This window comes from Shewanella sp. SR44-4 (assembly GCF_014163715.1).
Classification (GTDB): Bacteria; Pseudomonadota; Gammaproteobacteria; order Enterobacterales; family Shewanellaceae; genus Shewanella.
In genome coordinates, this window is record NZ_JACJDU010000010.1 from 64,590 (window position 1) to 89,052 (window position 24,463).

Here is a 24,463-nt window from a genome sequence, read left to right on the forward strand (position 1 = left end):
TATCACTATTGGCCTACTGCAGAAACAATTCTAATTTGTTTCTCGTCCGGGATTTCCTGATATGAAATCACTCGTAAATTTGGAATAGTGTATTTAACAAATCTTGACAGCGTTGACCTAAGCATACCCGATGTCAATAAAATGGCTGGTTGCCCTACCATTTCTTGCTTCTGTGCAGCGTCTAATAATGACTGCTGCATACGCTCTGCAAGACCCGGTTCAATATTAGGTCCTTCACCGCCAGTCGCCTGCATAGACTTATGCAACATCTGTTCCAACTCTGGCGCCAATGTTATGACAGGAATTTCGAGTTCTGGTCCAGAGATTTCTTGTACGATCATACGTTTTAACGCTATACGCACTGCTGCCGTTAATACTTCAGTGTCATTGCTCTTAGTACCGTACTCTAATAGTGTCTGCACTATGGTGCGTAAATCTCGTACCGATACCCCTTCGTTAAGTAAGTTCTGCATCACTTTAACAACTGATCCCAGAGGCATGACATCTGGTACAAAACCATCCACTAATTTAGGAGAGTTCTTAGCAAGCATATCCATTAACTGCTGGACTTCTTCGTAACCTAATAACTTAGCAGCATTATTACTCAGTAACTGGCTTATGTGAGTCGCTACAACCGTTGCAGTATCAACGACGGTATAACCTAAAGTTTGTGCATGTTCACGTTGCTCTGGCGCTATCCAAACTGCCTCTAAACCAAAAGCTGGGTCGCGAGTTTCAATACCGTCTAGTTTACCGTAAACTTGGCCAGGATTAATGGCTAATTCACAATCATGCCTAACTTCAGCCTCACCCACTACGACGCCCATTAACGAAATTCGATACGCATTGGGTGATAAGTCTAGATTGTCACGAATATGCACCGCTGGCACTAAAAAACCTAATTCTTGTGACAGTTTTTTACGTACGCCTTTGATCCTGCCTAATAATTCACCACCTTGAGACTTATCAACCAGCGGAATTAAGCGATATCCGACTTCAAGACCAATAGTATCAACATGGCGCACATCGTCCCAGCTTAAATCTTTAGGTTCTTTATCCTTGCTCTCAACCGGCCCTTTAGTCGCTAACGTTAATGCAGCTTGCTTTTTGTCAACATTACGCTTGTAAATAAAGTACGCAGCACCAGCGGTAATAAATGCAAATGTCAAAAACGCAACATGAGGCATACCAGGCACAATACCCATGATAAAAAGTAACCCAGCAGCAATGGCTAATGATTTATGACTGTCAAACATCTGACTGAACATCATTTGGCCCATATCGCCAGACTCGTTTTGACGCGTCACCATTAAAGCCGCGGCAATAGACAGTAATAAACCGGGAATTTGCGCAACTAAACCATCACCGATGGTTAGTAAGGTATAAATTTCAACCGCGCTAGAAAAGTCTAATCCATGCTGGATCATACCAATCACAAATCCACCAATCATATTGATGACTAGGATCATGATCCCTGCAATGGCATCACCTTTAACAAACTTTGAAGCACCGTCCATCGCACCATAGAAATCGGCTTCACGAGTTACTTCAGCACGGCGGATCCGCGCCTGATCTTGGGTTAATGTGCCAGCATTTAAATCAGCATCAATGGCCATTTGCTTACCCGGCATTGCATCTAAGGTAAAACGAGCGCTCACCTCAGCAATACGCCCAGCACCTTTAGTTACCACTGCAAAGTTAATGATAATAAGAATAATGAACACCACTAAACCAACGGCATAATTGCCGCCAATAACCACAGAACCAAAAGCCTCAATGACTTTACCCGCAGCGGCACCACCATTATGACCTTCAAGCAATACAATACGGGTAGAGGCGACGTTTAGAGCAAGTCTTAGTAACGTTGCAATTAATAATACGGTAGGGAAAGCAGCAAAATCGAGTGGTCTGTCAGCATAAATAGCAACTAAGAGTACAACTAAAGCCAACGCAATATTGAATGAAAACAGAATATCTAGCAAAAAAGCAGGAATAGGTAAAACCACCATTCCTAACGCAGCAAGTACTAATAAAGGCGTTCCGATCCCTTTAAAAGTAGATACTTTCATTTGTTTCATTTGGCCAAAAGCTGCTTTTGCATCCATATTAAGATGAACCCTTTATGTCAGATCACGGCGTCAATGGACTGTTATTTGACGCTAATAAACATACAAAGCAAAAATTAAGCCATAAATGTTATCTATCTAAAATAGATTAGTTATTAGTGCTTTAAATCATCTGGTATGGGTTGTTTAAGCGGGATAGGTTTTGGCCTACGACCTTTACCTTTTTGATATTGCCTAAGCTGGAATACATAAGCCAAGACCTGCGCAACAGCAGTAAATAAGCCTTCTGGCACTTGTTGATCCACTTTAGTCGTGTGGTAAATAGCACGAGCCAACGGCGGGGCCGATACAATAGCAACGTTATGCTCTCGAGCTATTTCTCGTATTCTAAAGGCTACGTCATCGACACCTTTAGCGATTAGAAAAGGGGCTGATGATCGGCTTACATCGTATTTAACTGCCACTGCATAATGTTCTGGGTTAACCACAATAACATCCGCATTAGGCACCTCGGTCATCATGCGTCGTTGTGCCATCTCCTGCTGCATTTGTCTTATGCGGCCTTTAACCTCAGGTTTACCTTCAGTATCTTTATACTCGTCTTTGACTTCCTGCTTGGTCATTTTTAACTGTTTATTGTGATTCCAAATTTGAAATGGCACATCAATAATAACGATTAATAACATCGAGCTGCAAAGTAAGATGAACATCCAAATAAGTAAATCTAGCGCATGGTATACATTACCCGGGAGATGATCACTGGACAGAGTCAAAATATCGTAGAAATAAAATTTTAGTAAAAAATAAGCCGATAATGCTACCACCGAAAACTTAGCAATCCCCTTAGTAAGCTCTACCAATGCCTGGGTGCCAAACATACGCTTAAAGCCGTTCATGGGGTTTAACTTACTGCCTTTAGGCATAAACGCTTTGACTGAAAAAGACATGCCACCTAGCACAATATTGCCTAGGAAAGACACAAACGCCAACAAAGCAATAAAGCTAATTAATGGCCCTGCGAGCTCATTGCCGACGACCCCCCACACACGGAACATGGAGTTAGTATCAAAAATCTGATCGCGCTCCATGGAAAATATCTGCTCCATAATGGTATAGAGGCTTTTGGCAATAGCAGGACCTGTCATCGAAAACCCAACAGATGCAGCAAGCAGTACCGCTGCGGTACCTAACTCTTTAGAGCGAGCGACTTGACCTTTTTCTCGAGCTTGTTCAAGTCGCTTGGATGTGGGTTCTTCTGTGCGTTCTTGACCGCTGTCACTTTCTGCCATATGTGCCCCTTAAAATACCACTGAGCCATTAAGTTGACATTGAAGTTGCAAAACGTCACACATAAGTAACTGAGCAGCCATCCACACTTCATCAAAATGCGCCATGATAGGTGCTAACGTTAACCACAAAATCAACAAACCACTAACCATAGTGACCGGGAAACCAATAGAGAAAATATTCAACTGAGGCGAGGCGCGAGTCATTACACCAAAGGATAAATTGATTAATAACAACGCCACAATAGCCGAAATCGACATTGTTAATGCCGAACCAAACATAAAGCTACCCCAATCAGCAAGCGCACGATAATTAGCGAGTGATATACCTTGATTTGAAATAGGAATAGTTTCAAAACTGGCCACCAACATCCGTATCATTAACAAATGGCCATCAACAGCTAAAAAGATAAGTGTTGCTAATAATAGGAAAAAGTTACTCACAACAGGCGTTTGCTCACCAGAACCGGGGTCGACCATGGAGGCAAAACCTAAACTGGTTTGCATACCAATTATTTGCCCTGTTAATACAAATGTTTGCATCACCATTAAGGTTACAAATCCCATGGTGACGCCAATTAAAATTTGCTGAACAATGACAAAAACTGAACTCAATGCCAGTAGCTCGACATTTTCAATAGGGGGTAAAATAGGCGCAACGGCCATCGTTATCGCCACGGATAACATCAATCGAACTCGAGCGGGAGTCGTATTGGCGCCAAATACCGCCATCACCATGAGCATGGATGAAATACGGAAAAACGGCAAAAGATATGCGGCAATTGTTTGACTGATTTCATCAAACAAAATATCCATGGCTTAACCTATAACCTGTGGGATGAGATTAACCATCTCAAAGAAAAAATCCATCATGGTTTGTACTAGCCAATGGCCTAAAAACATCAACGCGAATAACGTCACCAATAAACGTGGTAAAAAGCTTAAGGTTTGTTCGTTAATAGATGTCGCGGCCTGAAATACCGCCACAATTAAACCGATGAATAAGCCGGGTAAAATAATCGCTGACACAATCAGTACGATAACTGACAGTGCTTCTCGAAAGATATCAATGAGCGATTCTGGAGACATAAATACGCGGCCTTATATTCCGAAACTATTCGCTAATGTGCCCATCACTAAGCCCCAACCATCGACGAGTACAAACAACATAATTTTAAATGGCAGTGACACAATCATCGGTGACAACATCATCATACCCATGGCCATTAGAATACTGGCGACGACCAAATCGAGTACTAAAAAAGGCACAAACAGCATAAAGCCAATTTGGAACGCCGTTTTAAGTTCACTGGTAATAAACGCTGGGATCACCACGCTCATTGGTGCTTGCTCAGGAGATTGAATGTCTTTGTAACCAGAAATTTCAATAAATGTTTGTAAGTCTGTGGTACGCACTTGCGATAGCATAAATGTTTTAATGGGTTCTTTACCAACATCATAAGCTTGCGTTAAGGTCATGGTTTCATTGATATAAGGCTCTACAGCTTCAGCATAAATCTTATCAAAAACCGGTGCCATAATAAAAAACGTCATGAACAAACTGATGCCGATCAATACCTGATTCGAGGGTGTTTGTTGTAAACCCAAAGCTTGTCTTAATATCGATAGCACCACAATGATGCGGGTAAATGAAGTGAGCATTATCACCATTGCAGGAATAAAACTCATTGCTGTCATCAGCAATAAAATCTGCATTGTTACCGAATATTCAGTTGTTCCGTCTGCGGCTGTTGTAACCGTTAACGCAGGTAACACCCCATCTTGAGCCAGTGCTGAAGGCGATAAAACCATTGCCACTAGCGCCATCATCGCCAATACCAATGCTGTTGTGTACTTATTCATTATTGCTGTTCCTTGGCTTGTTTTAGACGGCTAGCAAACGAAGAAATGGGAACGTCGACGGGGGTGGCTAACTTATCAATCAGATTAATCTGTTGCGAGGTTACACCAAGTAGATATTGCTGGCCATTGACCTCCACCAATACCACTTTTTCACGTTGACCGATGGGAGTTACTGCAATCGTTTTAATCACACCGCCATTAGATGGCACTAACTTAAGACGTTTTACAATATAAGCTAACAAAAAAATAAGCGCTAATACGACAATTAATCCACCAACCATATTAGCTAATGTTGCCACATTAGACACTTCAGAGGGATGAGCAGAGGCATTTTTAGCCAGAGTACTAGACACTTCAGGGACGCTTAACGCCTCACTCATAATGCTCAGCATTAGTATCATATTCGCCACTGCTATTCCTTGTTTGAGCAACTAACTTAGCAAAGCTCAACACACGCCAATCTTTGCTATATTATTGTTTATTATATTTTTTAGTTATTTAAGTTTTTTGATACGTTCTGTTTGGCTAATAACATCCGTTAAACGGATACCAAATTTGTCATTCACTACCACAACTTCACCATGAGCAATCAGGGTTCCATTAACCATAACGTCTAAAGGCTCACCGGCTACACGATCAAGTTCGACCACCGAACCTTGGTTGAGCTGGAGTAAATTACGGATACTAATAAAACTGCGACCCACTTCCATGGAAATCGTTACCGGAATATCTAGAATACCGTCTAACTTGGCAGCTTCTTCTTTCGTGATAGGTCTGGAATCATCGACTAATTCATCAAGCTCAACGTGTTCAGCTTCTTCTAAAGCTTGTTCTGCCATTGCTGCGGCCCAGTCATCGCCTGTATCTTCTGTGCTCATTCTACTTCACCTTATAAATCTGAAATATCACGCGACTTGCCTTTGCGAGTCACTAATTGCATCTCTGTTTTAACCGTTTCTGGCCGCGGAATTTTCTCACTGATTTTTAATGCTAAATTATCGCGCGATTTACCCATTTTACAACGATAAGTCGGTAAACCTTCAATTCGCATCATAATGTGTTCAGGTAAATCTATCGGAATAATATCCCCAGCTTTAAACCCCATCACATCACGTAATGTCACTTCATGTTCAACAACGTTGACATCAAAACCGACCTGCACATCCATGATTTCATCACGTAATGCTTGCGACCAGCGCATATCAGTATCTTGTTTATCACTTTGAACACCGGCATCGAGTAATTCACGAATGGGCTCAATCATCGAATACGGCATGGTAATGTGGAAATCACCACCGCCGCCATCAACTTCGATATGGAACGAATTAATCACGACCACTTCTGTCGGGCTGACAATATTCGCCATTGCAGGATTCACTTCAGAGTCGAGGTACTCAAACTCCACATCCATTACTGGTGCCCACGCTTCTTTATAATCTTCAAAAATAATTTTAAGCAACAACTGTACAATACGACGTTCTGTTGGTGTAAATTCACGGCCTTCGATTTTGGCATGAAAACGGCCATCACCACCAAAGAAATTGTCTACCAGAATAAAGACTAAACGTGCTTCCATGGTGATTAATGCAGTGCCTTTAAGTGGACTGAAACGCACCATATTTAAACTGGTTGGCACAAATAAAGTATGTACATACTCGCCAAACTTCAGCATTTGTACGCCATTGATCGACACTTCGGCTGCGCGACGCATCATGTTAAACATACTGATGCGTAAATGCCGTGCAAATCGCTCATTTACGATTTCAAGCGTGGGCATACGGCCACGCACAATTCGATCTTGAGAAGAGAAATCATAAGAACGCGCATCAGCGCTGCTCTCTTCTATTTCATCATCATCAACATCATCAACACCATGCAAAAGCGCATCAATTTCATCTTGGCTTAATAAATCACTCACATCATCGCCTTAGCAGTTAATGCTTTTGGTTATTGCATTACAAAGCCAGTAAACAGGACTTTTTCAACAACTTTCTTGCCTGTTATTGGTTGCAGCGTATTTTGAACATTGAGTAACGCTAACTGACGTAGCTCATCTTTACCGGCTTGGGTACTGAGTTTCTGTACGTCAGCTGCACTAAAAGTAGTTAGTAATGCATCTTCAATCAATGGAATATGTTTTTGTGTAAGCACACTATCATCACCACGCACCATTAATTGAACTTTAATTTCAACCAGTCGAGCTCGGTCAACGCCGGGCAAATTAAATAGGAAAGGTCTCGGCATACCGACATAATTAGCTTCTTCCATCGACATAGGTTTGGCATCTGTAGATGTCTCTGTTTCTGTCTGAGAGTCAGTATTTTCAGGTTCATCAGAGCCCATAAAAAACCACACGCCGCCCCCAATAAGCAAAGCCAACACTAAACCAATGCCACCAAAGATGACTAATTTTTTGCTTTTTTTTCCGCCTTCAGCGGCTTCATTCAATTCTAATTCTTGTTCAGGCATTCTGGTTCCTAATCAACATTGTGATTAATATTGAAACTTAGCTAAGTAGTCAGCTTTTATTGAAAAGTCATATTATTGCTATAGGTTACCTGCTTAAGCATAATAATCTATAGCTGAATGTAAACTCCTTGATGGATTTGTCATCAAGCTGACCTCTTGTGCTGAAATTTCATCCAACTGACTGTCTCCCCCACCTTGATTAGATGATTGTTCATGCGGTTGTTCACTACCACCATCACCTTGGGACACTTGGCTGTCTGTCAGTTGCAATCCTTCTTGAGCCAGCATATCGCGTAATCGAGGCATAGCTTGTTCAACTATATCGCGGGTTTGCGACTGCGCTACATGAAACTGTACTTGAGTTTGATCGCCATGGATTTGAATTTTAACCGTTAAATGTCCAAGTTCTGGTGGATCAAGACGAATTTCAGCTTGTTGAATACCATTACTGACCATGGTTATTAACTGCTGTTTCATTACAGGAGAAAAACGCTGGATCATCTCTTGCATCTGAGCACCAGGCTCTCCCTGTGGTCTTAACGATAGCTGAAATTGTGGAACATCACTTTTATGAACCGAGGTAAAGCTACTCTGATTTTGTAACGCCTTACTGTCAGTGTCACCGATGTCAGCCAGAGTATCTAATCCAAAACTAGTTTGATTTACAGCGGTTGAAGGATCACCGGAGGCGCGTTTTGCCGCTAAGGAATCTAGGACCACCGAAAAATCAGCTTTTGCGAGTACTTTGGCATTGTCAGTGTCTAATTGGATGTTGCCATCAATACGAGTTTTGTCACCTAAAATGGTCTCAGGGTCAATTGTCATCGCTGATGTAGCTGCAGTTAACGCTGCAGAACTGCTAACGCCAGAACTTAAAGCAACAGTTTTATCGACTTTAGCGGTTGCTAAACTCTGGTTTGTCGCACTAACTTGGCCTTGAACAGCTACACTTGTGACAACTGATTTATCAATTTGGCTCTGTTCTTCACTATTAAGCTCACTATCAGGCGATTCATTACTGCTAGTCATAACCTGTGCTTGTAAATTGAAGTCACTAAGTAATTTACTTAAATCTTGATTGTCTAGAGCGTGTAAATCTTGTACAGATAAATCGGCAAATGCCATTAAGTTGTCAAGCTCTTCTGGACTAAGCTGAGAAAGAACATCTTTAATAGAAGAAACATCAGCAGCAAGCTCAATAATATCACTGTCAAGATCAACATCTGTTGTGTTGCTTTTGGGTTCAGTGGAAAATACTGCGTCAAAATAAATTTCAGATTTATCGACATGCGGCAATTCATTTCCGCCAGAGGAATGACGTTTATTAAATGAATCTGCCATATTAAGTTGAGCAAAAATCAATTCCGCATCAGCATTTTCTTCGGTAGACAACTCGTTTGCTAAGGCAACACTGGTTTTGTCCACTTCAGCATCCATTGACACCTGCGCTGTATTACCACTGCGCCGTATAACAAGATCGGATTCACTCGCCTGATTGAAAGCAGATAAGAATGATGTATTTTCAACATCTTGTACATTCCCCTTCGTACTCACATCGGCAGATTTACTGCTACTGCCAAGTAAGATATTGCTCATCTGCTGCATAATCTACTCCACTCAATCAAACAAGGTTAAGTTATTGGTCATCTAAAAATTGCTCAGTATTCAAACCTTATGCGTCATATAACGGTTTATTTCGCTATATCAATAAGGTCATCATGAAAACCTTATAAATAGGAATTCACTGTCGCTTCGCTGACGATTTTCATTTCAATTATTGATAATAAGCAATTTAAATGCCAATACTCATTAACTGGTTAATTTTTCGGTGGATTAAATAAACAAAAAGAGTAATGAAAAAAGTTAACCGTAAAACGATATTAGGACTAGAGAGTCATTTGGCAGGTAGTGTTATTTAAGATTTCGGCGAAAATATTGCTGCATAGCAAATTCATCCGACATTTTTTGTTCGCGCTTAGCTTCTATCACCATAGCTTTAGTTGCTTTTTGGCTTAATAGCATCTCTACCGCTTTGCGTTTTTGTTGTTTTTCTTGCCAATGAATTTGACGATAACCGACTTGTTTTTCAGCATCTTTAACCGCGGCAACTTGCTGGGTAATAGCGCTATCGACTTGGCGAATAAATTGATGAAATTGATGGTATTGGTTAGCACGTAATGTAGTCCCTGTGTGCCCTTCCATCTGCTTCATATAATCTAAACGATAGTTGTTTAGCGCGTCCAACTGCCCCTGGCGTTTTTGTTTTTCAAATTGCGCAGACTTAAGCTGTAATGCCGCTTGGTCTTCTGCTGCGGTAGCTAACTTCAATACCGTCAGTAGTGGGTCAGTTCGAGTCATTGATATTATCCCTGACACTGTGCGGCAATTTGAGTCAACATGACTCGGCTTTCTTCAAACGTCACCGGGTCTTTAAACCCCTGCCGCAAAAAGGCATTCATTGCAGGTTGTAAGCGTATGGCATTATCAATCCTAGGATCGCTGCCTTGTGAGTACGCCCCAATTGAAATCAGATCGCGATTTTGCTGATACAGCGAATACATCTGTTTAACTTTACGCATCGCTTCTAAATGTTCTTCACTGATCACCATTGGCGCGACACGGCTAATTGATGCTTCTACATCAATAGCGGGATAATGGCCCGAATCAGCAAGCTGACGAGATAATACAATATGACCATCTAAAATTGCTCGAGAAGCATCGGCGATAGGATCTTGTTGGTCGTCACCTTCGGTTAATACCGTATAAAAAGCGGTAATCGAACCTTGTCCAGCTCCGCCATTACCCGCTCGCTCGACCAGACGCGGTAACTTAGCGAATACTGAAGGTGGATAGCCTTTGGTGGCAGGTGGCTCGCCGACAGCAAGAGCGACTTCTCGTTGTGCTTGTGCGTAACGCGTTAAACTGTCCATCAGCAATAATACATCGTAACCTAAATCTCTAAAATACTCGGCGATACGCGTGGAAGTTTCACAGGCTCGTAAACGCATTAACGGGGACGTATCCGCTGGTGCAGCCACAACGACTGAGCGCGCACGACCTTCTTTACCTAAAATTTCTTCAATAAACTCTTTAACTTCACGACCACGCTCGCCCACTAACCCCACCACAATAATGTCGGCTTTCGATCCTCGTGTCATCATGCCAAGTAGCACACTTTTACCCACACCAGAACCGGCAAACAAGCCCATTCGCTGCCCTTTACCAACCGTTAACATCGAGTTGATGGCACGAACGCCGACATCTAACGGTTCAGTAATCGCTCGTCGAGATAATGGATTAATATAAGGACCATGACGCGATGCATGTTGATCTGTATTAAGCGGGCCTAAACCATCTAACGGCACGCCGCTACCGTCTAATACTCTGCCTAATAATGACAAGCCTACATTTAATCCTGATTGTTCACCTAAAGGCTTTACACGGGCACCTGGTAAAACGCCTCTGAGCTCTTCAATAGGCATTAAATACAGTAATTTGTCATCAAAGCCGACAACCTCAGCAACCAACTCGCCAACCATGGTTTCAATAGAGCATAAACTACCAACAGGCGCGCGGCATCCAGTCGCTTCAAGCGTTAAACCAACGACCCTAACTAACTGGCCGCTTGCAACTGGTCGCAGCGGTAACACGTGTTTATGATGTACCGCGAATTTGTTCAGTAGTTTATGTTGACGAGTGCTCATCGGTATTTCCTTGAGATAGGTCTTTCGTCTGTTGCTGAGCGTCTGCGACTTTACCAGCTGTTGAGGTATCGGCTTGTGCATTTGAATTAAGAGGCGCATTTGAATTAAGAGGCGCACTTGTATTGAACGTCGTGCTTGTATCGAGAGTTACACCGGCATCAGAATCAACAACATCAGAGTCTTCAGCATCGATTGACACTGCCGAAGAAGTATCCATTTGTTGAACTAACGGTTCAGTAACCGCATCAGCACCCAGCTCTGACTGATGATCTGTAAAATGATCTTGGCCAATATCTGCTTTATCAGCTCGACCAGTATTATCGGTTGTGCCAGCAAGTTCTGCGGCTTGCTGATGTTCATTGAAATTATCGACTGCTGTGGTTTGATATTGTGGATGAGTTGATTTTTGCTGCTGGACATTTTTAGCTAACTGATTCGACTGAGCGTCTAACTCACTAAACACTTGGCTAATACGCTGTTCTACCCGTAAATCGACAGCAGAACGAACGCTTTCAATCATACAGTCACCATTAGATAACGTCGGATCGATATCGATTTGCCACTGATTTTTTTGCAGTTGCTCGGCACTGTAACATTGGTTTACGAGTTCAGCATCAGCCTGATTAAAGCGTAGTTTAACCAACTGTTCTTTTAATGGAAGTGCGTCAACGCCTTGACGTAGCGCCGATAATATATGTTCTGGATGAGTCTTAAGCTCATGGCCGATAACCGATTTGGCTAAACTGATTGTCATGGCCAACAATTCCGCTTCAATTTCATTATCTAAAATGGATAATGGCAACTCGAATTGGGAAATAATGTGGTTAAGTTGTGCTATAAGCTCATTGGCTTTAATTTGCCCAGCTTCTAATCCTTGTTGCTCGCCTTGAGTAAAACCTTGTTGATGACCTTGCTCCAGTCCTTCTAAACGCCCTTGCTCTAACCCTTGTTGATGACCGTCTTGCTTACCCTGTTCAAACCCTTCTTGCTCAGCTGCAGCACGAATCTCTTCAATTTGCGCCATCGTCGGTGGCGCCATAGACTTCTCAGCCCCAGTAACAGGACTAGGTGTGTGAGCTTCAGCGAAATGTCCAAAAAAATTTGAAGGTTCTAGACTGCTATCTTTGGTAATATCAGGTAGCTGCCAATGACTAAATTCAGCCTCGCTATCGGTAGTGAGTGGATCTTTAGGCGGTTTTGATTCAGGCATAATTCATCACTTGTGTTGTTAAAAACATTGGCTCAAAACAAAAATATTAACAGTAGCACACGGTATTAAGTGTACTACTAACAACCTAATAATACAGATAGCTGACAGATATCCAAATAGAAATACCCGCCAGTACTGTCACACTAATGAATATGCGCATGGTTACAAGAACTCGTCACCACCGCCGCCGCCTAGCATAATCTCACCACTGTCACTGAGTCGACGGGCAATAGACAGAATTTCTTTTTGTGCCACTTCAACTTCACTAATACGGATGGGTCCCATAGCTTCTAAGTCGTCACGGAGCAATTCAGCTGCACGTTTAGACATATTACCCAGAATTTTCTCTTTCAACGCTTCGTCCGCACCTTTGAGTGCTTTCATCAGCACATCTTGCTGTACTTCTCGTAACAATGCCTGAATACCGCGGTCGTCAACGTCAATGAGGTTTTCAAACACAAACATCATGTCTTGTATTTGCTGCGCCATTTCTTCATCTGACTCACGCATGGTTTCCATGATTTGACTCTCAACACCGGTATCGAGGTAGTTCATGATATTAGCAGCCGCTTTTAGGCCACCCATTTTAGCCGCTTGCGCACCGCCTTGACCCGCAAATTGTTTTTCCATAATGTCGTTTAATTCTTGCAATGCCGCAGGCTGAACTTCTTCAAGATTGGCAATACGCATCATCAAATCTAAACGGGTATTTTCAGGGAACTGACTAAAAATTTCAGCAGCTTGATCGGGTTCTAAATACGATAATACAATTGTTTGAATCTGCGGATGTTCATTTTGAATAATGGTGGCCACTTGACGTGCATCCATCCATTTTAATGAATCCAGACCTTTAGCTCCGCTGCCCATGATAATTTGTTCAATTAAATTACCGGCTTTATCTTCACCCAATGCTGCAGTTAACGCTTTACGGACGAATTCTTCACTGTTAAAACCAATAGAAGAAAACTTTTGAATATCGTCTAAAAATAATTGGTGAACGCCAATGACCTTTTCTTGACCAAAGTCATCCATTGCTGCCATCGCCATACCCACTTTTTGCACTTGCTTAGGCTCTAAGTGTTTTAAAATTGACGCCGCATCTGCTTCACTCAAGCTGAGCAGTAAAATAGCCGTTTTTTCAACACCAGTAATTAACTCGGGGTCAAATGCTGTTGATTTCTCTGCTTTAGCTGCTTTATCTTTTTTTTCATTAGCCATTGTCTTGTAACCAGTTTTTAATCACTTGAGTGGAAAGTTCGGGCTCATTTGCCACTAACGCTCTAATTGCTTTAATCATATCATCATCTTTATGCAAATTAGGTATTTGAATTGACCCATCATCAGCATAACTGTATTCCGCCTCTTTGGTATTAAGCATACCTAAGGTATCTGCTGCATACTGATCTTCAATTTCAGCTAACTCATGTCCTGGACGAATATCGTCAGGCATGTTGATGCCATTGGGATTGGTTAGCTTCTTAAGCATAGGTCTCACTACGGCGAGAATGAGCACTAAAATAACAATTGCACCTAATGCCAATTTAATTGCACGCCAGAACCAAGGCTGCTCCCACATATCTGGCTCAGGTAGTGCTTCAATTAACTGGTCCATAAACGGCACCGTTACCACTTCTAGCGCATCACCACGCTGGGTACTAAAACCTACCGCGCCTTCTAATAAGCGGCGAATATTAGTTAATTCTTGTTCTGTTCTCGGCACGCGAGTGACTTGGCCATTCTCATCGACTTGGCCAGGTTTAAAATTAATCGCAACAGACACACTAACACGACGAACCACCCCAATTTGTTGACGAGTATGGCTGATGGTAGTGTCTAATTCATAATTACGCGTGGCTTCTTTTGATGAGTCACCAGACATGGTTGAGGTTGTTGCTTCACCTGCCACTTGCGGAATATCAGATTCCATCGGCGGTTGATTGCTTAGCGCACCAGGAATACCGCCAGAGTTTTGACCAGATGAATTTCTCTCAATGATCATTTCACTGCGAATCGCCGGTAAATCAGGAGAGAAACGCTTCGCGGTTTGCTCTACTGCGGTAAAGTTCATATTCACATCGACTTGAGAAGTAAAATTCTCAGGTCCTAAAATTGGCATTAAGATTGATTCGATTTTTTTACGGTATTCAGCCTCTTGCTGTTGTACTAGCTCTTGCTCGCGACGTGCTCTAGAAGACGCGCCATCTTGACTACCTGAATTGAGTAAGCGCCCATTTGAATCGGTTACCGTCACACGAGTAGGTTCAAGCCCTTGAACAGCAGAGCCTACGATATCAACAATGGCATCAATCTCTTCCTGGCCCAAACCACCACGACGTACATTAACGACCACTGTGGCACTGGGTTTAGATGCATTTCGGGCAAAAACATTTTCTTTTGGTAACGCTAATATCACTTTCGCACGACTAATGCTTTTTAACTCTTCAATGGCTCTGGCTAGGTTTTGTTCTTGGCTTTGTTTTAAGCGGGCTTGTTCCATACGCTGACTGACACCAAAACCACTATCTTGGTTTAAGTAATCATTTGCTTGAGTACTACTTTGAATACCGGCACGGCTGAGCAGTAATTTAACTTCTTGATACTTATCTTCAGGCACTTTAACCACATCGACGTTAATTTGATAATCGATTTGGTTTTTATCAAGCACGTCTAAGACGAGAATCATCTCAGCCGTTTCCATTTTACCAAGTGGGCGATAATCAGGCTCTTGAGCCCACATCATCACAAAAACAGCCATAGCAAGGCATATTGCTAATGCCAGAATCATGATGACTTGGCGCATCATATCTGCACCACCAACGCCACCAAGAAGTCCAGATTTGTTCTCTTGTTGGACACCGCCATCGGCTGTTGAACCCGAACCTACCATAATGTCTGTGCTCACAATACGTACCTGCTATATCTAATGTTGTTATGTTATTTAGTGCTCAAAACCGTCTGCGACTAAACAGGCATACTCATAATTTCTTTATAAGCATCGACGAGCTTATTACGTACTTGCACCGTTGCTTCAAAGGCAACGCCGGCTTTTTCACGCGCAATAACGGTATCAGACAACGTCACCGTGGTGTCGCCCATGTCTAAACGAGTGGCTAAGCTTGAAGATGCTTGTTGCAGCTCATTAACGCTACCCACCGCTTGAGACAATAGCTGACTGAAATCAGCACCCGTGGTGTTATTCACTTGCTGGGTAAGGTTGGGACGAATTGATGAACCAATAGAAGGGGCTATTTCGCCGCGAAGCGATTGCATTTCTTGCATTAATGGATTTGCGCTAATCTGCATGGTGTAACTCCCTTTCGTCGACTTTTTGACGACAACAATAACTGATAAGGAGTTAAAGCAATTTAGATGCCAGTATTACAATTAGTAAAAGATTCGGCGATAAAAGAGGGGGAGAACACAAGCAGAAGCACAAGCACAAGCAAAAGTAACCTATCCATTAAAACAAACAGGTCACTTTCACGTAGGTGAACGATAAAAAATAGACTTATTAGACTATAAAATCATAATGTTAACTAACAATTAGTTGACGGGCATTTATGTTAAGCAGGTAATTGAATACCCATATCACGCATTTTGGCCATTTTATAACGTAGCGTACGGGCGCTTATACCAAGTTTTTCAGCGACCATTTTCCGACTGCCCTGACATTGATTAAGGGTTTCTAAAATAATGACATGTTCCTGGGCTTTTAATTCGTCACCTAAACCGTCAACTTCGGCAGGTTTATCCGCATCAACATATTCTGTTGCAACCAAATTAACATCGGCACAATCTAAAATAATGTCATTGACACCAATATCATCATTAACCCGTAATATCAGTGCTCGTTGAATAACATTATCTAACTCGCGCACGTTACCGGGCCAACGATGAGTTAATAAACGCCGAGTGGCAGCGTCATCAAGTTTAGGTACAGAAGTCATATTAAATGCTTTAGCATGTTTAATCAGCAAATGGCGCGCCAGCGGTAATATATCTGCCGGACGTTGATGCAGCGCGGGCCACGTTAACGGAAACACATTAATTCGGTAGTATAAATCTTCCCTAAACTCACCTGATGTTGCCATCGCTTTTAAATCTCTGTTTGAGGTTGCCAACACTCGAACATCAAGTTTAATGGTTTTACGGCCACCTAAACGCTCTACTTCGCGCTCTTGTAATACCCTGAGTAATTTAGCTTGTAAGCCAAGTTCCATCTCAGATATTTCATCAAGTAATATCGTGCCGCCTTGAGCTTGTTCAAACTTACCTGGGCAGGCTTGATAAGCGCCCGTAAATGCGCCCTTTTCGTAACCAAATAAAGTGGCTTCTAACATATTTTCAGGTATTGCTGCGCAGTTAATCGCAATAAACGGCTGATCATGGCGTTGGCTATGTTGGTGAATATAGCGCGCTAACACTTCTTTACCTGAGCCACTAGGACCCATAATCATTACCGATGCATCTGAAACAGCTACCCGTTGAGCCAGCGACAACAGTGCTAAACTTTTCTCATCTGCTACCACGGGTTTATCATGATTTTGTTTTAAAGGTAAATAGCGTGACACCTGATTCAATAACACTTCAGGCGCAAACGGTTTAGCAAGATAATCCACCGCGCCTAATTTCATCGCACTCACGGCACTGTTAATAGTGGCATAAGCAGTCATTAACAATACTGGCAATTTAGGTTGGTTTTGTTGTAAATAGCTTAACAAGCCCATGCCACCAATACCGTCCATTTGCACATCGCTAATCACCAAATCAAATTGGTTGGCTTTTAGGGCCAAAATGGCCTCTTCAGCGCTACCTACATCAATACAGTCGTAATGGGCAAGCATGAGGGTATCAAGCAATGCCTCACGTAAATCAGCATCATCTTCAACTAATAGAATATTTGCTTCAGCCACGCTTCACCTCCTGATGACTTGCTTTGTTCATGTGTGGAAAGCTCAATCTAATATGGCAACCCATACCCGGCTTACACGACAATTGAATTTGTCCACCATGGTTACGCACTACCGACTGCACAACCGCTAAACCTAACCCTGTACCCTGGCTTTTAGTGGTAAAAAAGGGTTCAAGGATTTGTTGTTGCATTGACGGCTCGAGCCCTTTGCCATTGTCGATGACATCTAACAATAGCCCATCAGGTGTCTCGCTGGCACTGACCTTTATTTTTGTGGCGCCCGCTTCAATGCTATTCATCACTAGATTATTAACTGCAGAACTAAGTGCATTAGCATTGGCAAGCATCAATGAATGTGAAGTATCTTCCACAACAAGCTGGCAATGTTTTTTATCGGCAATCGGTTCGCAGCTGGCCATTACTTGACTAATTATTTCGTCCATTGAGACTGATTCAGCCATCCCATCCTGACGTCCCCTTGCCATTAGCAACATGTCATTAACTTGACGTTCTAGCTCATTAAGCCGGTCGACCAATTTAGATTGAAACTTAGACCGGGCAGAATCAGATAATTTAGGGCTAGCAAGATTAGAGGCATACAGCAAAGCGGCAGACAATGGGGTGCGCACCTGATGTGCTAATGTCGCCACCATTTTGCCTAATGCTGATAAACGTTGTAAATGAGACAGGTTTTTCTGCAATAAACGCGTTTCGGTGAGATCGGTTAACACAATTAACTGCCCAGGTTCAGGCGCTAATGGCGTAATAGCCAATTTTACTCGTCGACCATTTTTAAGCGACACTTCATGGCCGTCATCATCTTGTGGGGCAAAAGCACGATGAATAATATCAAACCAACGGGCCCCCTGCAGAGGTCGTCCTAAGAGTTCGGTTGCAACTGGATTGGCTAACGTAACCACACCGTCACCATCAAGGATCACCACACCAGATGGCATGGCTTGAAGAATATGCGCCATTTGATTTGACATATTGGCGGCCTTACTAGAATAAGTACTGATAACCGGAGTGGCTGAGTTAGTTACTGAGTTAGTGGCAGAATTAGTGACTGAGTTAGTGACTAAGCTGCTAGCAAAGCTGGCAGCAAAGTTCACATTGCGTTGCTGTACTGAATTAGCCCCAATAGCTGGCGATTCCGCCTCTGTATCAGTTGTGGTGATAGACGAAGCTGACACAGGTAACTCATAGTCTGAATGATCTGTATGTGTTAACGCTCGTGCTAAATACATGGTCGCTCCGTCAAAAAAATAACATTTGACTAGCTGAATGCATTTACTGTGCCAAGCAATTTCTTATAGTAATAGAAGCATCGGCAGACCGTGTTTTAAGCCAGTGATAAAGCAACATACTTATGAGTTTAGTTCATTGGCCTTACCACATTTTGCAAAACCAATATTTCGGCCAGCATTCAATAAAACTACTTAATCGCAATACTATCTAGCGGTAACAATATATTACTTCTCAAGTTAAAAATATTTGCTGTGCCAAGCTATTATCTCAAGCACTAGAAACATGAGATCATTAATTTTTCAGTTACTGATAAACGAAAAAACACACCTGAGGGTGTGTTTTTATAAAATCCAAAATTCAGATAATGGTCTAGTCTTTACTCAAACCATATTTACGCATTTTCTCGACTAATGTTGTACGGCGAATACCCAACATTTCGGCGGCTCTTGCTACCACACTGTCTTGCTGCTCAAGTGCTTGACGGATCATGTCGATTTCTAATTCCGCTAGTAAGTCTTTTAAATTAACCCCTTCTGGCGGCAATTCACTAGGGAAACGCGTTTCTGGTATTTCAACAGGTTCTTCATCACTGAATATTGAAGCTAAAGCATCGCGCTCCAATTGTTCTTCACTGATTTCAACACAATATTCTGGTACCTCTATGTAACGGTACTTATGCGGTAAATCATTAACGTCGACTAATCCACCAGGAAACAAGATGGTTAAACGCTCTACCAAGTTTGATAATTCACGCACATTACCAGACCAAGGGTGTTCTTTTAACGATTCTATCGCACGTTGAGTAAAACGGACCTTACCGCGGCCTTCATTAAACACTCGGCTAACTAATTCGTGCAACAGTAGCGGCACATCGTCACGACGCTCACTTAAACCTGGCATCTCAATTGGGAACACATTGAGTCGATAATATAAATCTTCACGAAATGTGTTATCCACAATCATGGTTTCAAGGTCACGATGCGTTGCGGCAACGATACGCACATCAGTAGCAATTGTTTTGCTGCCACCGACACGTTCAAATACCTTTTCTTGCAACACACGTAACAACTTAACTTGCATTTGCAGCGGCATATCGCCAATTTCATCTAAAAATAGCGTGCCACCTTCTGCCAATTCAAAACGGCCTTTACGAGATGATATCGCCCCAGTGAAAGAGCCTTTTTCATGGCCAAACAATTCACTTTCAAGTAATTCAGCAGGAATCGCACCACAATTGACCGGAATAAACGGTCCATCACGTCGTTCAGATAAATAATGAATATTACGCGCTACAACTTCTTTACCGGTACCCGATTGACCCAATACTAATACGGTCGCATCAGAACTTGAAACTTGGTTAATCAAATGGCGGACTTTAGCAATACCTTCACTGCGGCCGACTAAGCTTCGGAATAGTTTGGTTTGATTACCATTAGTTAAAGTGTGTTCTCGCTTGGCTTGGCCAAAAACTTGGCAAAAATGCAGCAGTTCAGTCAATTGCGGGTAATTTATCGGCTCTTCAATTGTTCCGAGCATGTTGGATACATTGGCATCAGTATCGCCTAATAACAACATCGGTTGCCAGGGCACTATAGCGGCTATGTTTTTGATACTCTCGACGCTGATGTTTTCATCAAACACGACAACCGCGCGATACCGAGATTGCTCGATCAGGGCTAAAAAAGATTCATTAGAGACAATTTCGCACTGTTCACCTAGGAATTCGAAAATGCAGCACAAACGAGTCACGCGCTCTGATGGGGTACCGACAATTAAAATTCTTTGTTCTATTTGCATCATTCAGAAGGCCAAAAGCTCTTGTTATAGGTATTGATTCGGGATGATTATGCCGCATATCGCCACATAAACCAAAGTACATTGCCGTCATAAAAACTAACAGCACAGCCATTATTCTAGCATTATTCCTAAAACAGGATCGTTAATCCGCTAAATACAGTGAAGAAAAACGAACTCAATGGTAAATAACCTCAGCTAGGGATAATAAACGGTTATCAAACAGCCCTTTGTCTCGCTAACTGTGTTGCATTGACTTGCAATAGGCTAGCTATTGGCGCAGCTAGTAATAAGAGACTGCGCCTTGTTAGCAAAACAAATGACAAGTTTGATATGAAATAGGCCGCATGCTGTCATTTTGCCTTACATAACCCACATCTTAACCCGAGTTGAGGTTAAATATTGTATTATCAGCCCACTATAAGCAAGCATCAGTTACATTTTATCTACAACAGATAGCATTTTATATTGAAAATGATGGTTTTTCATTCAAAAATTCTAATGGAGCAAGTTTTGTTTTGGTGGTGAGGTTAGATATCGACTCGCTAGAAACACTCTCTCACGGCAAATAGATGATGTTCTTGAATTAAATACTAAGCCAGACAGCAAAAAAGACGCTAGGCGCCTTTTTTAGGTTAAATACAGTATTCGGTAACGATTAACTAGGCTCAGCGGTTAACTCATGCATATCTTGAGGAATTGCATCCCAACCTTCTTTAATGGTTTTTAAAATCGACACCACATCGTCAATTGCTTGCGAGTCGTTATTGAGATTGGCTTCGGACATTCTACGCAACATGTAATCGTATAACTGAGTCAAATTACCGGCGACATCAGCGCCAGCATCCATATTTAAACTACCATTAAGGCCATTAACAATCCCCATAGCTTTACCAATTAACATACCTCGGTTGGCAATGTCACCGTTTCCTATGGCTAATTTGGCTTGAGCTAAGCGTTCTAGTGCGCCCGCTAATAACATTTGAATAATACGATGTGGTGTTGCCACAGCCAGATTACTGTCAACTGAAACCTTACGATATGATTGCATTGATCCGCGCATATTGATACCTACCTATTTGAATCGATTACTTTATATACATTAATTTGGCGTTTTGTGGTATTGCCTGCCTGTAATAACGTTTGCCTAAAATCCATAATTTTTTGGCTTTGTTTTATTAGTGTCTGAGTTAAATCATACTGCTGTTCGAGTATCTCTCTGTCAGTAAAATTAATGTCAGCCACCAAGGCATGTAATAAACTTTGACGCATTTCAATAAGTGATTGCAATTCTGATACCAGATCAGAAACAGCTTCATCTTCAGGCTTCGAATTTTCAATTTTATCAATAATATACATAAGCTTATTATTAACATCATTTATTCTATTCAGTGAGTATGTCAACCTAAGACCTCTTTAAATACCTTCAAAATTCATTTAACCAACCATGAGTCAAAAAAACGACAGAGCGACCCACTAACAGTTACCAACATTAAACCAAATACTAATAACGACTCTAACTGCTTAGTTATTATCTCTCACTACACCAGGCAATGAATCTATACGCGATTGTATATCACCGGCTTGTGCATTTAAGCTTGCCACAACTAAATCCATCGCATTGAATTGAGTATATAAACGTGCACTGTAGGCTTCCATGCGGGTATTTAATTGCTCACGGCTATCACCAAGACGGCTGAGTTGCTCATCCAGTGTAGTATCACGGCTGTCCATGATGCCACCGGTTTTAACATAACCATCCATCAAAGAAGACATTTTACTCGCCAGTCCAGAATCCTCAGTACTGAACATCTCAGCAATAGCGCCTTTGTCGCTCGCAATCATTTCAGTTAGCTTAGTTGAGTCAATTTCGAGCAAACCTTTAGTGGTGGTGGTTATACCAAAGTTAGCTAACATTTGATTACCATCAGAAGTGCTGAATTGACTAGACAGCATATTGCGCATTTGACTTTGTATGCTTCGAGGTAATGTATCACCTTGTAAAATACCCGCCTGCCCGGTATCTGCGTCATAACTAGTTAAGCTTTGAATGGTGGTCATCACTGAGTTATAAGCAGAAACAAAACCTTCAATTGCTGTTTTGGTTTTAGCGGTATCTTTACTTACGGTGAGTGTGGTGGCTTTATCAATATCTGCTGCAGTTAGCTTAAGCGAAACCCCAGTTATTCCCTCTTCAATTTCATTGGTTTGAGATACCACTTTTACACCATCAATATAAACGATGGCACTCTTTGCAGCTGTTATCTCTGTCATTGAAAACGTATCGGTTAAGCCGGAATTACCATCACTGTCGGTTGCGGTAACGCTAATGGTATTTTCTTCACCAGAATTTTTTGAACCGAGCACTAATTGCGGGCCTAACTCTCCATTAATAATAGTGGCAGTAACATCATTGTTATCATCTGAACTGTTAATTTTGTTCATAATTTCAGTCAATGTGTCTGTTGCTTCAACATCAATATTAAAGCTATCGCCACTACCAACCACAATGGATAATGAGCCAGTACCAATGGTGGTATCATTATCGACAACTACAGCTGAACCGACTTTTTGGTTTTGGGCTAATTGCTCAACTTTAACCTGATAACTACCCGACACAGCTGTTTTATCAACTGTTGCAGTAAGGTACTCTTTTGTTGACGCCGCTACTTTTTGGCTGCTAAACGTCTCAGTTTTGGTCAAGGTGGTTAATTTGCTTTTAAATTCTGACATGGCGCTTTTTAAGGAGCCGATACCAGAAATTTCTGCATTAATCTTACCTTCATTAACATCAAACCTAGCTATTTTGCCGGCGCTTTCTGCATTAACCAACGCAGTAACAATACCGCCAATATCAAGGCCAGAACCTATACCTACTGATGTTAATCCCATAATAACCTCTACTGTTTATAGCGTTAAAAGCTTACCCAAATAATACTGAATCAAAACACTTACCAAAAAAGAGTCACTAAACTTCAGTTTTCATCAACAAACCAGTCACTTCATTTAATTTTTTAGCAATATCCAAGGCTTCTTCATTGGGAATTTGCCTAATTAACTCACCGGTAGTCACATCTATCACTTTTACAATTTGAATCCCAGACTCTTCATCTACTTTAAAGGCTAAACCTTTTTGCATCACATTCATACTGGCGGCAATGTCGCTCACTGCTTGGTTAAGCTCTTCAGAATCGACCTTAGTGGCCTGATTAACTTGTTCTGTAGTGCGACTGTTATCACCCGGCTTTTGTATACCATCAACAGGCAAACCTGCATTAGCAACAGTAGACTGCTTATCGAGTAGATTAGACAATCCATCTTTTCGTAAATTGATATTTGAACCTGCTACATTAACATCCATGACACACCTCGATCACGCTAATAAACCAATGCAATTATTACACCGCTTTTGTCATCATCCTAATGTTTAATGCCAATAACGATTACATTAAGCATCACGCCAAACGGTAGATAAGCATTTTGATTTATCATAGGTTTAAAAACATAAAAGGGAGAATCGCAAGCGACCCTCCCTATCTGTTACCTTTACACTCGCTAATCGCTATTAATAGTATCTCTTGTTATAGGGATGACTATTATAGTAAAGCCTATTATAGAAGAGATAGCGCAGTCTGTGGTAACTGGTTAGCCTGAGCTAACATCGCAGAAGAGGTTTGCGATAAAATCTGCTGCTTAGTTAACTGCGCGGTTTCTGCCGCAAAGTCCACATCTTGAATACGGCTACGCGCATCGGTTACGTTAGTTTGTACGTTACTTAGGTTGCTAATGGTAAAGTTCATCCGGTTTTGCACCGCACCCAAATCAGCGCGCTGACTGTCAATACTCGCAATCGCCGCATCAATAATACTAATCGCATCTTGAGCACCATCCTGAGTGCTCAAGTTAATGCC

At 41.9% G+C, this 24,463-nt stretch carries 24 protein-coding genes; all 24 read right to left on the minus strand.

The annotated features are described in order from the left end of the window. Positions 1 to 5: 5 nt before the first annotated feature. Positions 6 to 2,105, minus strand: coding sequence for a flagellar biosynthesis protein FlhA (gene flhA, locus H5125_RS06940; protein WP_011636670.1), 2,100 nt, complete (start codon positions 2,103 to 2,105; stop codon positions 6 to 8). Positions 2,106 to 2,221: 116 nt separating this feature from the next. Beyond that, positions 2,222 to 3,355 carry a flagellar biosynthesis protein FlhB gene (flhB, locus tag H5125_RS06945; protein WP_101085380.1) on the minus strand — a complete coding sequence of 378 codons (1,134 nt, stop codon included), beginning with the start codon at positions 3,353 to 3,355 and terminating at the stop codon, positions 2,222 to 2,224. Positions 3,356 to 3,364: 9 nt separating this feature from the next. Beyond that, positions 3,365 to 4,168: a flagellar biosynthetic protein FliR gene (gene fliR / locus H5125_RS06950; protein ID WP_101085381.1), complete on the minus strand. Its 804-nt coding sequence runs from the start codon at positions 4,166 to 4,168 to the stop codon at positions 3,365 to 3,367. Between the two features lie 3 nt (positions 4,169 to 4,171). After that, a complete protein-coding gene (gene fliQ / locus H5125_RS06955) occupies positions 4,172 to 4,441 on the minus strand; it encodes a flagellar biosynthesis protein FliQ (RefSeq protein ID WP_011636667.1) in 270 nt (89 codons plus the stop codon). Between the two features lie 12 nt (positions 4,442 to 4,453). Beyond that, positions 4,454 to 5,215, minus strand: coding sequence for a flagellar type III secretion system pore protein FliP (gene fliP, locus H5125_RS06960; protein WP_162022664.1), 762 nt, complete (start codon positions 5,213 to 5,215; stop codon positions 4,454 to 4,456). Continuing rightward, on the minus strand, positions 5,215 to 5,616 hold the full coding sequence (fliO, locus tag H5125_RS06965) for a flagellar biosynthetic protein FliO (RefSeq protein WP_182743890.1): 402 nt from the start codon (positions 5,614 to 5,616) through the stop codon (positions 5,215 to 5,217). The genes fliP and fliO overlap by 1 nt, the downstream gene beginning before the upstream one ends. Positions 5,617 to 5,709: 93 nt before the next feature. Continuing rightward, the gene (fliN, locus tag H5125_RS06970) at positions 5,710 to 6,093 is read right to left on the minus strand and encodes a flagellar motor switch protein FliN (RefSeq protein ID WP_011636664.1); all 384 of its coding nucleotides are present in this window, start codon (positions 6,091 to 6,093) and stop codon (positions 5,710 to 5,712) included. Positions 6,094 to 6,104: 11 nt separating this feature from the next. After that, positions 6,105 to 7,133, minus strand: coding sequence for a flagellar motor switch protein FliM (gene fliM, locus H5125_RS06975; RefSeq protein WP_182743868.1), 1,029 nt, complete (start codon positions 7,131 to 7,133; stop codon positions 6,105 to 6,107). A 29-nt stretch (positions 7,134 to 7,162) separates the two neighbouring features. Further along, positions 7,163 to 7,684 (minus strand): flagellar basal body-associated protein FliL, encoded by a 522-nt coding sequence (fliL, locus tag H5125_RS06980; protein WP_162022663.1) that lies wholly within the window; start codon positions 7,682 to 7,684, stop codon positions 7,163 to 7,165. Positions 7,685 to 7,777: 93 nt separating this feature from the next. Then, positions 7,778 to 9,289 carry a flagellar hook-length control protein FliK gene (locus tag H5125_RS06985; protein ID WP_182743869.1) on the minus strand — a complete coding sequence of 504 codons (1,512 nt, stop codon included), beginning with the start codon at positions 9,287 to 9,289 and terminating at the stop codon, positions 7,778 to 7,780. A 306-nt stretch (positions 9,290 to 9,595) separates the two neighbouring features. Next, positions 9,596 to 10,042: a flagellar export protein FliJ gene (gene fliJ / locus H5125_RS06990; RefSeq protein ID WP_011636660.1), complete on the minus strand. Its 447-nt coding sequence runs from the start codon at positions 10,040 to 10,042 to the stop codon at positions 9,596 to 9,598. Between the two features lie 5 nt (positions 10,043 to 10,047). Continuing rightward, positions 10,048 to 11,388 carry a flagellar protein export ATPase FliI gene (gene fliI, locus H5125_RS06995; RefSeq protein WP_101085390.1) on the minus strand — a complete coding sequence of 447 codons (1,341 nt, stop codon included), beginning with the start codon at positions 11,386 to 11,388 and terminating at the stop codon, positions 10,048 to 10,050. Continuing rightward, a complete protein-coding gene (gene fliH / locus H5125_RS07000; protein ID WP_182743870.1) occupies positions 11,369 to 12,598 on the minus strand; it encodes a flagellar assembly protein FliH in 1,230 nt (409 codons plus the stop codon). Before fliH ends, fliI begins: the two co-directional genes overlap by 20 nt. Positions 12,599 to 12,760: 162 nt before the next feature. Next, positions 12,761 to 13,816, minus strand: a complete 1,056-nt coding sequence (gene fliG / locus H5125_RS07005; protein WP_101085394.1) for a flagellar motor switch protein FliG — start codon at positions 13,814 to 13,816, stop codon at positions 12,761 to 12,763. After that, complete coding sequence (fliF, locus tag H5125_RS07010) at positions 13,809 to 15,488, minus strand: flagellar basal-body MS-ring/collar protein FliF (RefSeq protein WP_182743891.1); 1,680 nt, start codon at positions 15,486 to 15,488, stop codon at positions 13,809 to 13,811. Before fliF ends, fliG begins: the two co-directional genes overlap by 8 nt. Positions 15,489 to 15,559: 71 nt before the next feature. After that, positions 15,560 to 15,901, minus strand: coding sequence for a flagellar hook-basal body complex protein FliE (fliE, locus tag H5125_RS07015; protein ID WP_101085397.1), 342 nt, complete (start codon positions 15,899 to 15,901; stop codon positions 15,560 to 15,562). A gap of 260 nt (positions 15,902 to 16,161) precedes the next feature. Next, on the minus strand, positions 16,162 to 17,511 hold the full coding sequence (locus H5125_RS07020) for a sigma-54 dependent transcriptional regulator (protein ID WP_182743871.1): 1,350 nt from the start codon (positions 17,509 to 17,511) through the stop codon (positions 16,162 to 16,164). After that, positions 17,504 to 18,757 (minus strand): PAS domain-containing sensor histidine kinase, encoded by a 1,254-nt coding sequence (locus H5125_RS07025; RefSeq protein ID WP_259395405.1) that lies wholly within the window; start codon positions 18,755 to 18,757, stop codon positions 17,504 to 17,506. The genes H5125_RS07020 and H5125_RS07025 overlap by 8 nt, the downstream gene beginning before the upstream one ends. A gap of 370 nt (positions 18,758 to 19,127) precedes the next feature. Continuing rightward, positions 19,128 to 20,558 carry a sigma-54 dependent transcriptional regulator gene (locus tag H5125_RS07030; protein WP_182743872.1) on the minus strand — a complete coding sequence of 477 codons (1,431 nt, stop codon included), beginning with the start codon at positions 20,556 to 20,558 and terminating at the stop codon, positions 19,128 to 19,130. 652 nt (positions 20,559 to 21,210) lie between these two features. After that, positions 21,211 to 21,615, minus strand: coding sequence for a flagellar export chaperone FliS (gene fliS, locus H5125_RS07035; RefSeq protein ID WP_182743873.1), 405 nt, complete (start codon positions 21,613 to 21,615; stop codon positions 21,211 to 21,213). An 8-nt stretch (positions 21,616 to 21,623) separates the two neighbouring features. Next, positions 21,624 to 21,956, minus strand: a complete 333-nt coding sequence (locus tag H5125_RS07040) for a flagella biosynthesis chaperone for FliD, FliT (protein WP_259395406.1) — start codon at positions 21,954 to 21,956, stop codon at positions 21,624 to 21,626. Positions 21,957 to 22,076: 120 nt separating this feature from the next. Continuing rightward, positions 22,077 to 23,444, minus strand: coding sequence for a flagellar filament capping protein FliD (gene fliD, locus H5125_RS07045; RefSeq protein ID WP_182743874.1), 1,368 nt, complete (start codon positions 23,442 to 23,444; stop codon positions 22,077 to 22,079). Positions 23,445 to 23,520: 76 nt separating this feature from the next. Continuing rightward, positions 23,521 to 23,913, minus strand: a complete 393-nt coding sequence (locus tag H5125_RS07050) for a flagellar protein FlaG (RefSeq protein WP_182743875.1) — start codon at positions 23,911 to 23,913, stop codon at positions 23,521 to 23,523. Positions 23,914 to 24,163: 250 nt separating this feature from the next. After that, positions 24,164 to 24,463 (minus strand): flagellin (locus tag H5125_RS22160; protein ID WP_259395407.1); only part of this gene is annotated, 300 nt, incomplete at its 5' end.

Bases quoted from the DNA above. Each gene is read 5' to 3' on its own strand.
- flhA (WP_011636670.1), bottom strand. From the start codon at position 2,105: ATGGATGCAAAAGCAGCTTTTGGCCAAATGAAACAAATGAAAGTATCT.
- flhB (WP_101085380.1), bottom strand. From the start codon at position 3,355: ATGGCAGAAAGTGACAGCGGTCAAGAACGCACAGAAGAACCCACATCC.
- fliR (WP_101085381.1), bottom strand. From the start codon at position 4,168: ATGGATATTTTGTTTGATGAAATCAGTCAAACAATTGCCGCATATCTT.
- fliQ (WP_011636667.1), bottom strand. From the start codon at position 4,441: ATGTCTCCAGAATCGCTCATTGATATCTTTCGAGAAGCACTGTCAGTT.
- fliP (WP_162022664.1), bottom strand. From the start codon at position 5,215: ATGAATAAGTACACAACAGCATTGGTATTGGCGATGATGGCGCTAGTG.
- fliO (WP_182743890.1), bottom strand. From the start codon at position 5,616: ATGATACTAATGCTGAGCATTATGAGTGAGGCGTTAAGCGTCCCTGAA.
- fliN (WP_011636664.1), bottom strand. From the start codon at position 6,093: ATGAGCACAGAAGATACAGGCGATGACTGGGCCGCAGCAATGGCAGAA.
- fliL (WP_162022663.1), bottom strand. From the start codon at position 7,684: ATGCCTGAACAAGAATTAGAATTGAATGAAGCCGCTGAAGGCGGAAAA.
- H5125_RS06985 (WP_182743869.1), bottom strand. From the start codon at position 9,289: ATGCAGCAGATGAGCAATATCTTACTTGGCAGTAGCAGTAAATCTGCC.
- fliJ (WP_011636660.1), bottom strand. From the start codon at position 10,042: ATGACTCGAACTGACCCACTACTGACGGTATTGAAGTTAGCTACCGCA.
- fliI (WP_101085390.1), bottom strand. From the start codon at position 11,388: ATGAGCACTCGTCAACATAAACTACTGAACAAATTCGCGGTACATCAT.
- fliH (WP_182743870.1), bottom strand. From the start codon at position 12,598: ATGCCTGAATCAAAACCGCCTAAAGATCCACTCACTACCGATAGCGAG.
- fliG (WP_101085394.1), bottom strand. From the start codon at position 13,816: ATGGCTAATGAAAAAAAAGATAAAGCAGCTAAAGCAGAGAAATCAACA.
- fliE (WP_101085397.1), bottom strand. From the start codon at position 15,901: ATGCAGATTAGCGCAAATCCATTAATGCAAGAAATGCAATCGCTTCGC.
- H5125_RS07025 (WP_259395405.1), bottom strand. From the start codon at position 18,757: ATGTATTTAGCACGAGCGTTAACACATACAGATCATTCAGACTATGAG.
- H5125_RS07030 (WP_182743872.1), bottom strand. From the start codon at position 20,558: ATGATGCAAATAGAACAAAGAATTTTAATTGTCGGTACCCCATCAGAG.
- fliS (WP_182743873.1), bottom strand. From the start codon at position 21,615: ATGCGCGGATCAATGCAATCATATCGTAAGGTTTCAGTTGACAGTAAT.
- fliD (WP_182743874.1), bottom strand. From the start codon at position 23,444: ATGGGATTAACATCAGTAGGTATAGGTTCTGGCCTTGATATTGGCGGT.
- H5125_RS07050 (WP_182743875.1), bottom strand. From the start codon at position 23,913: ATGGATGTTAATGTAGCAGGTTCAAATATCAATTTACGAAAAGATGGA.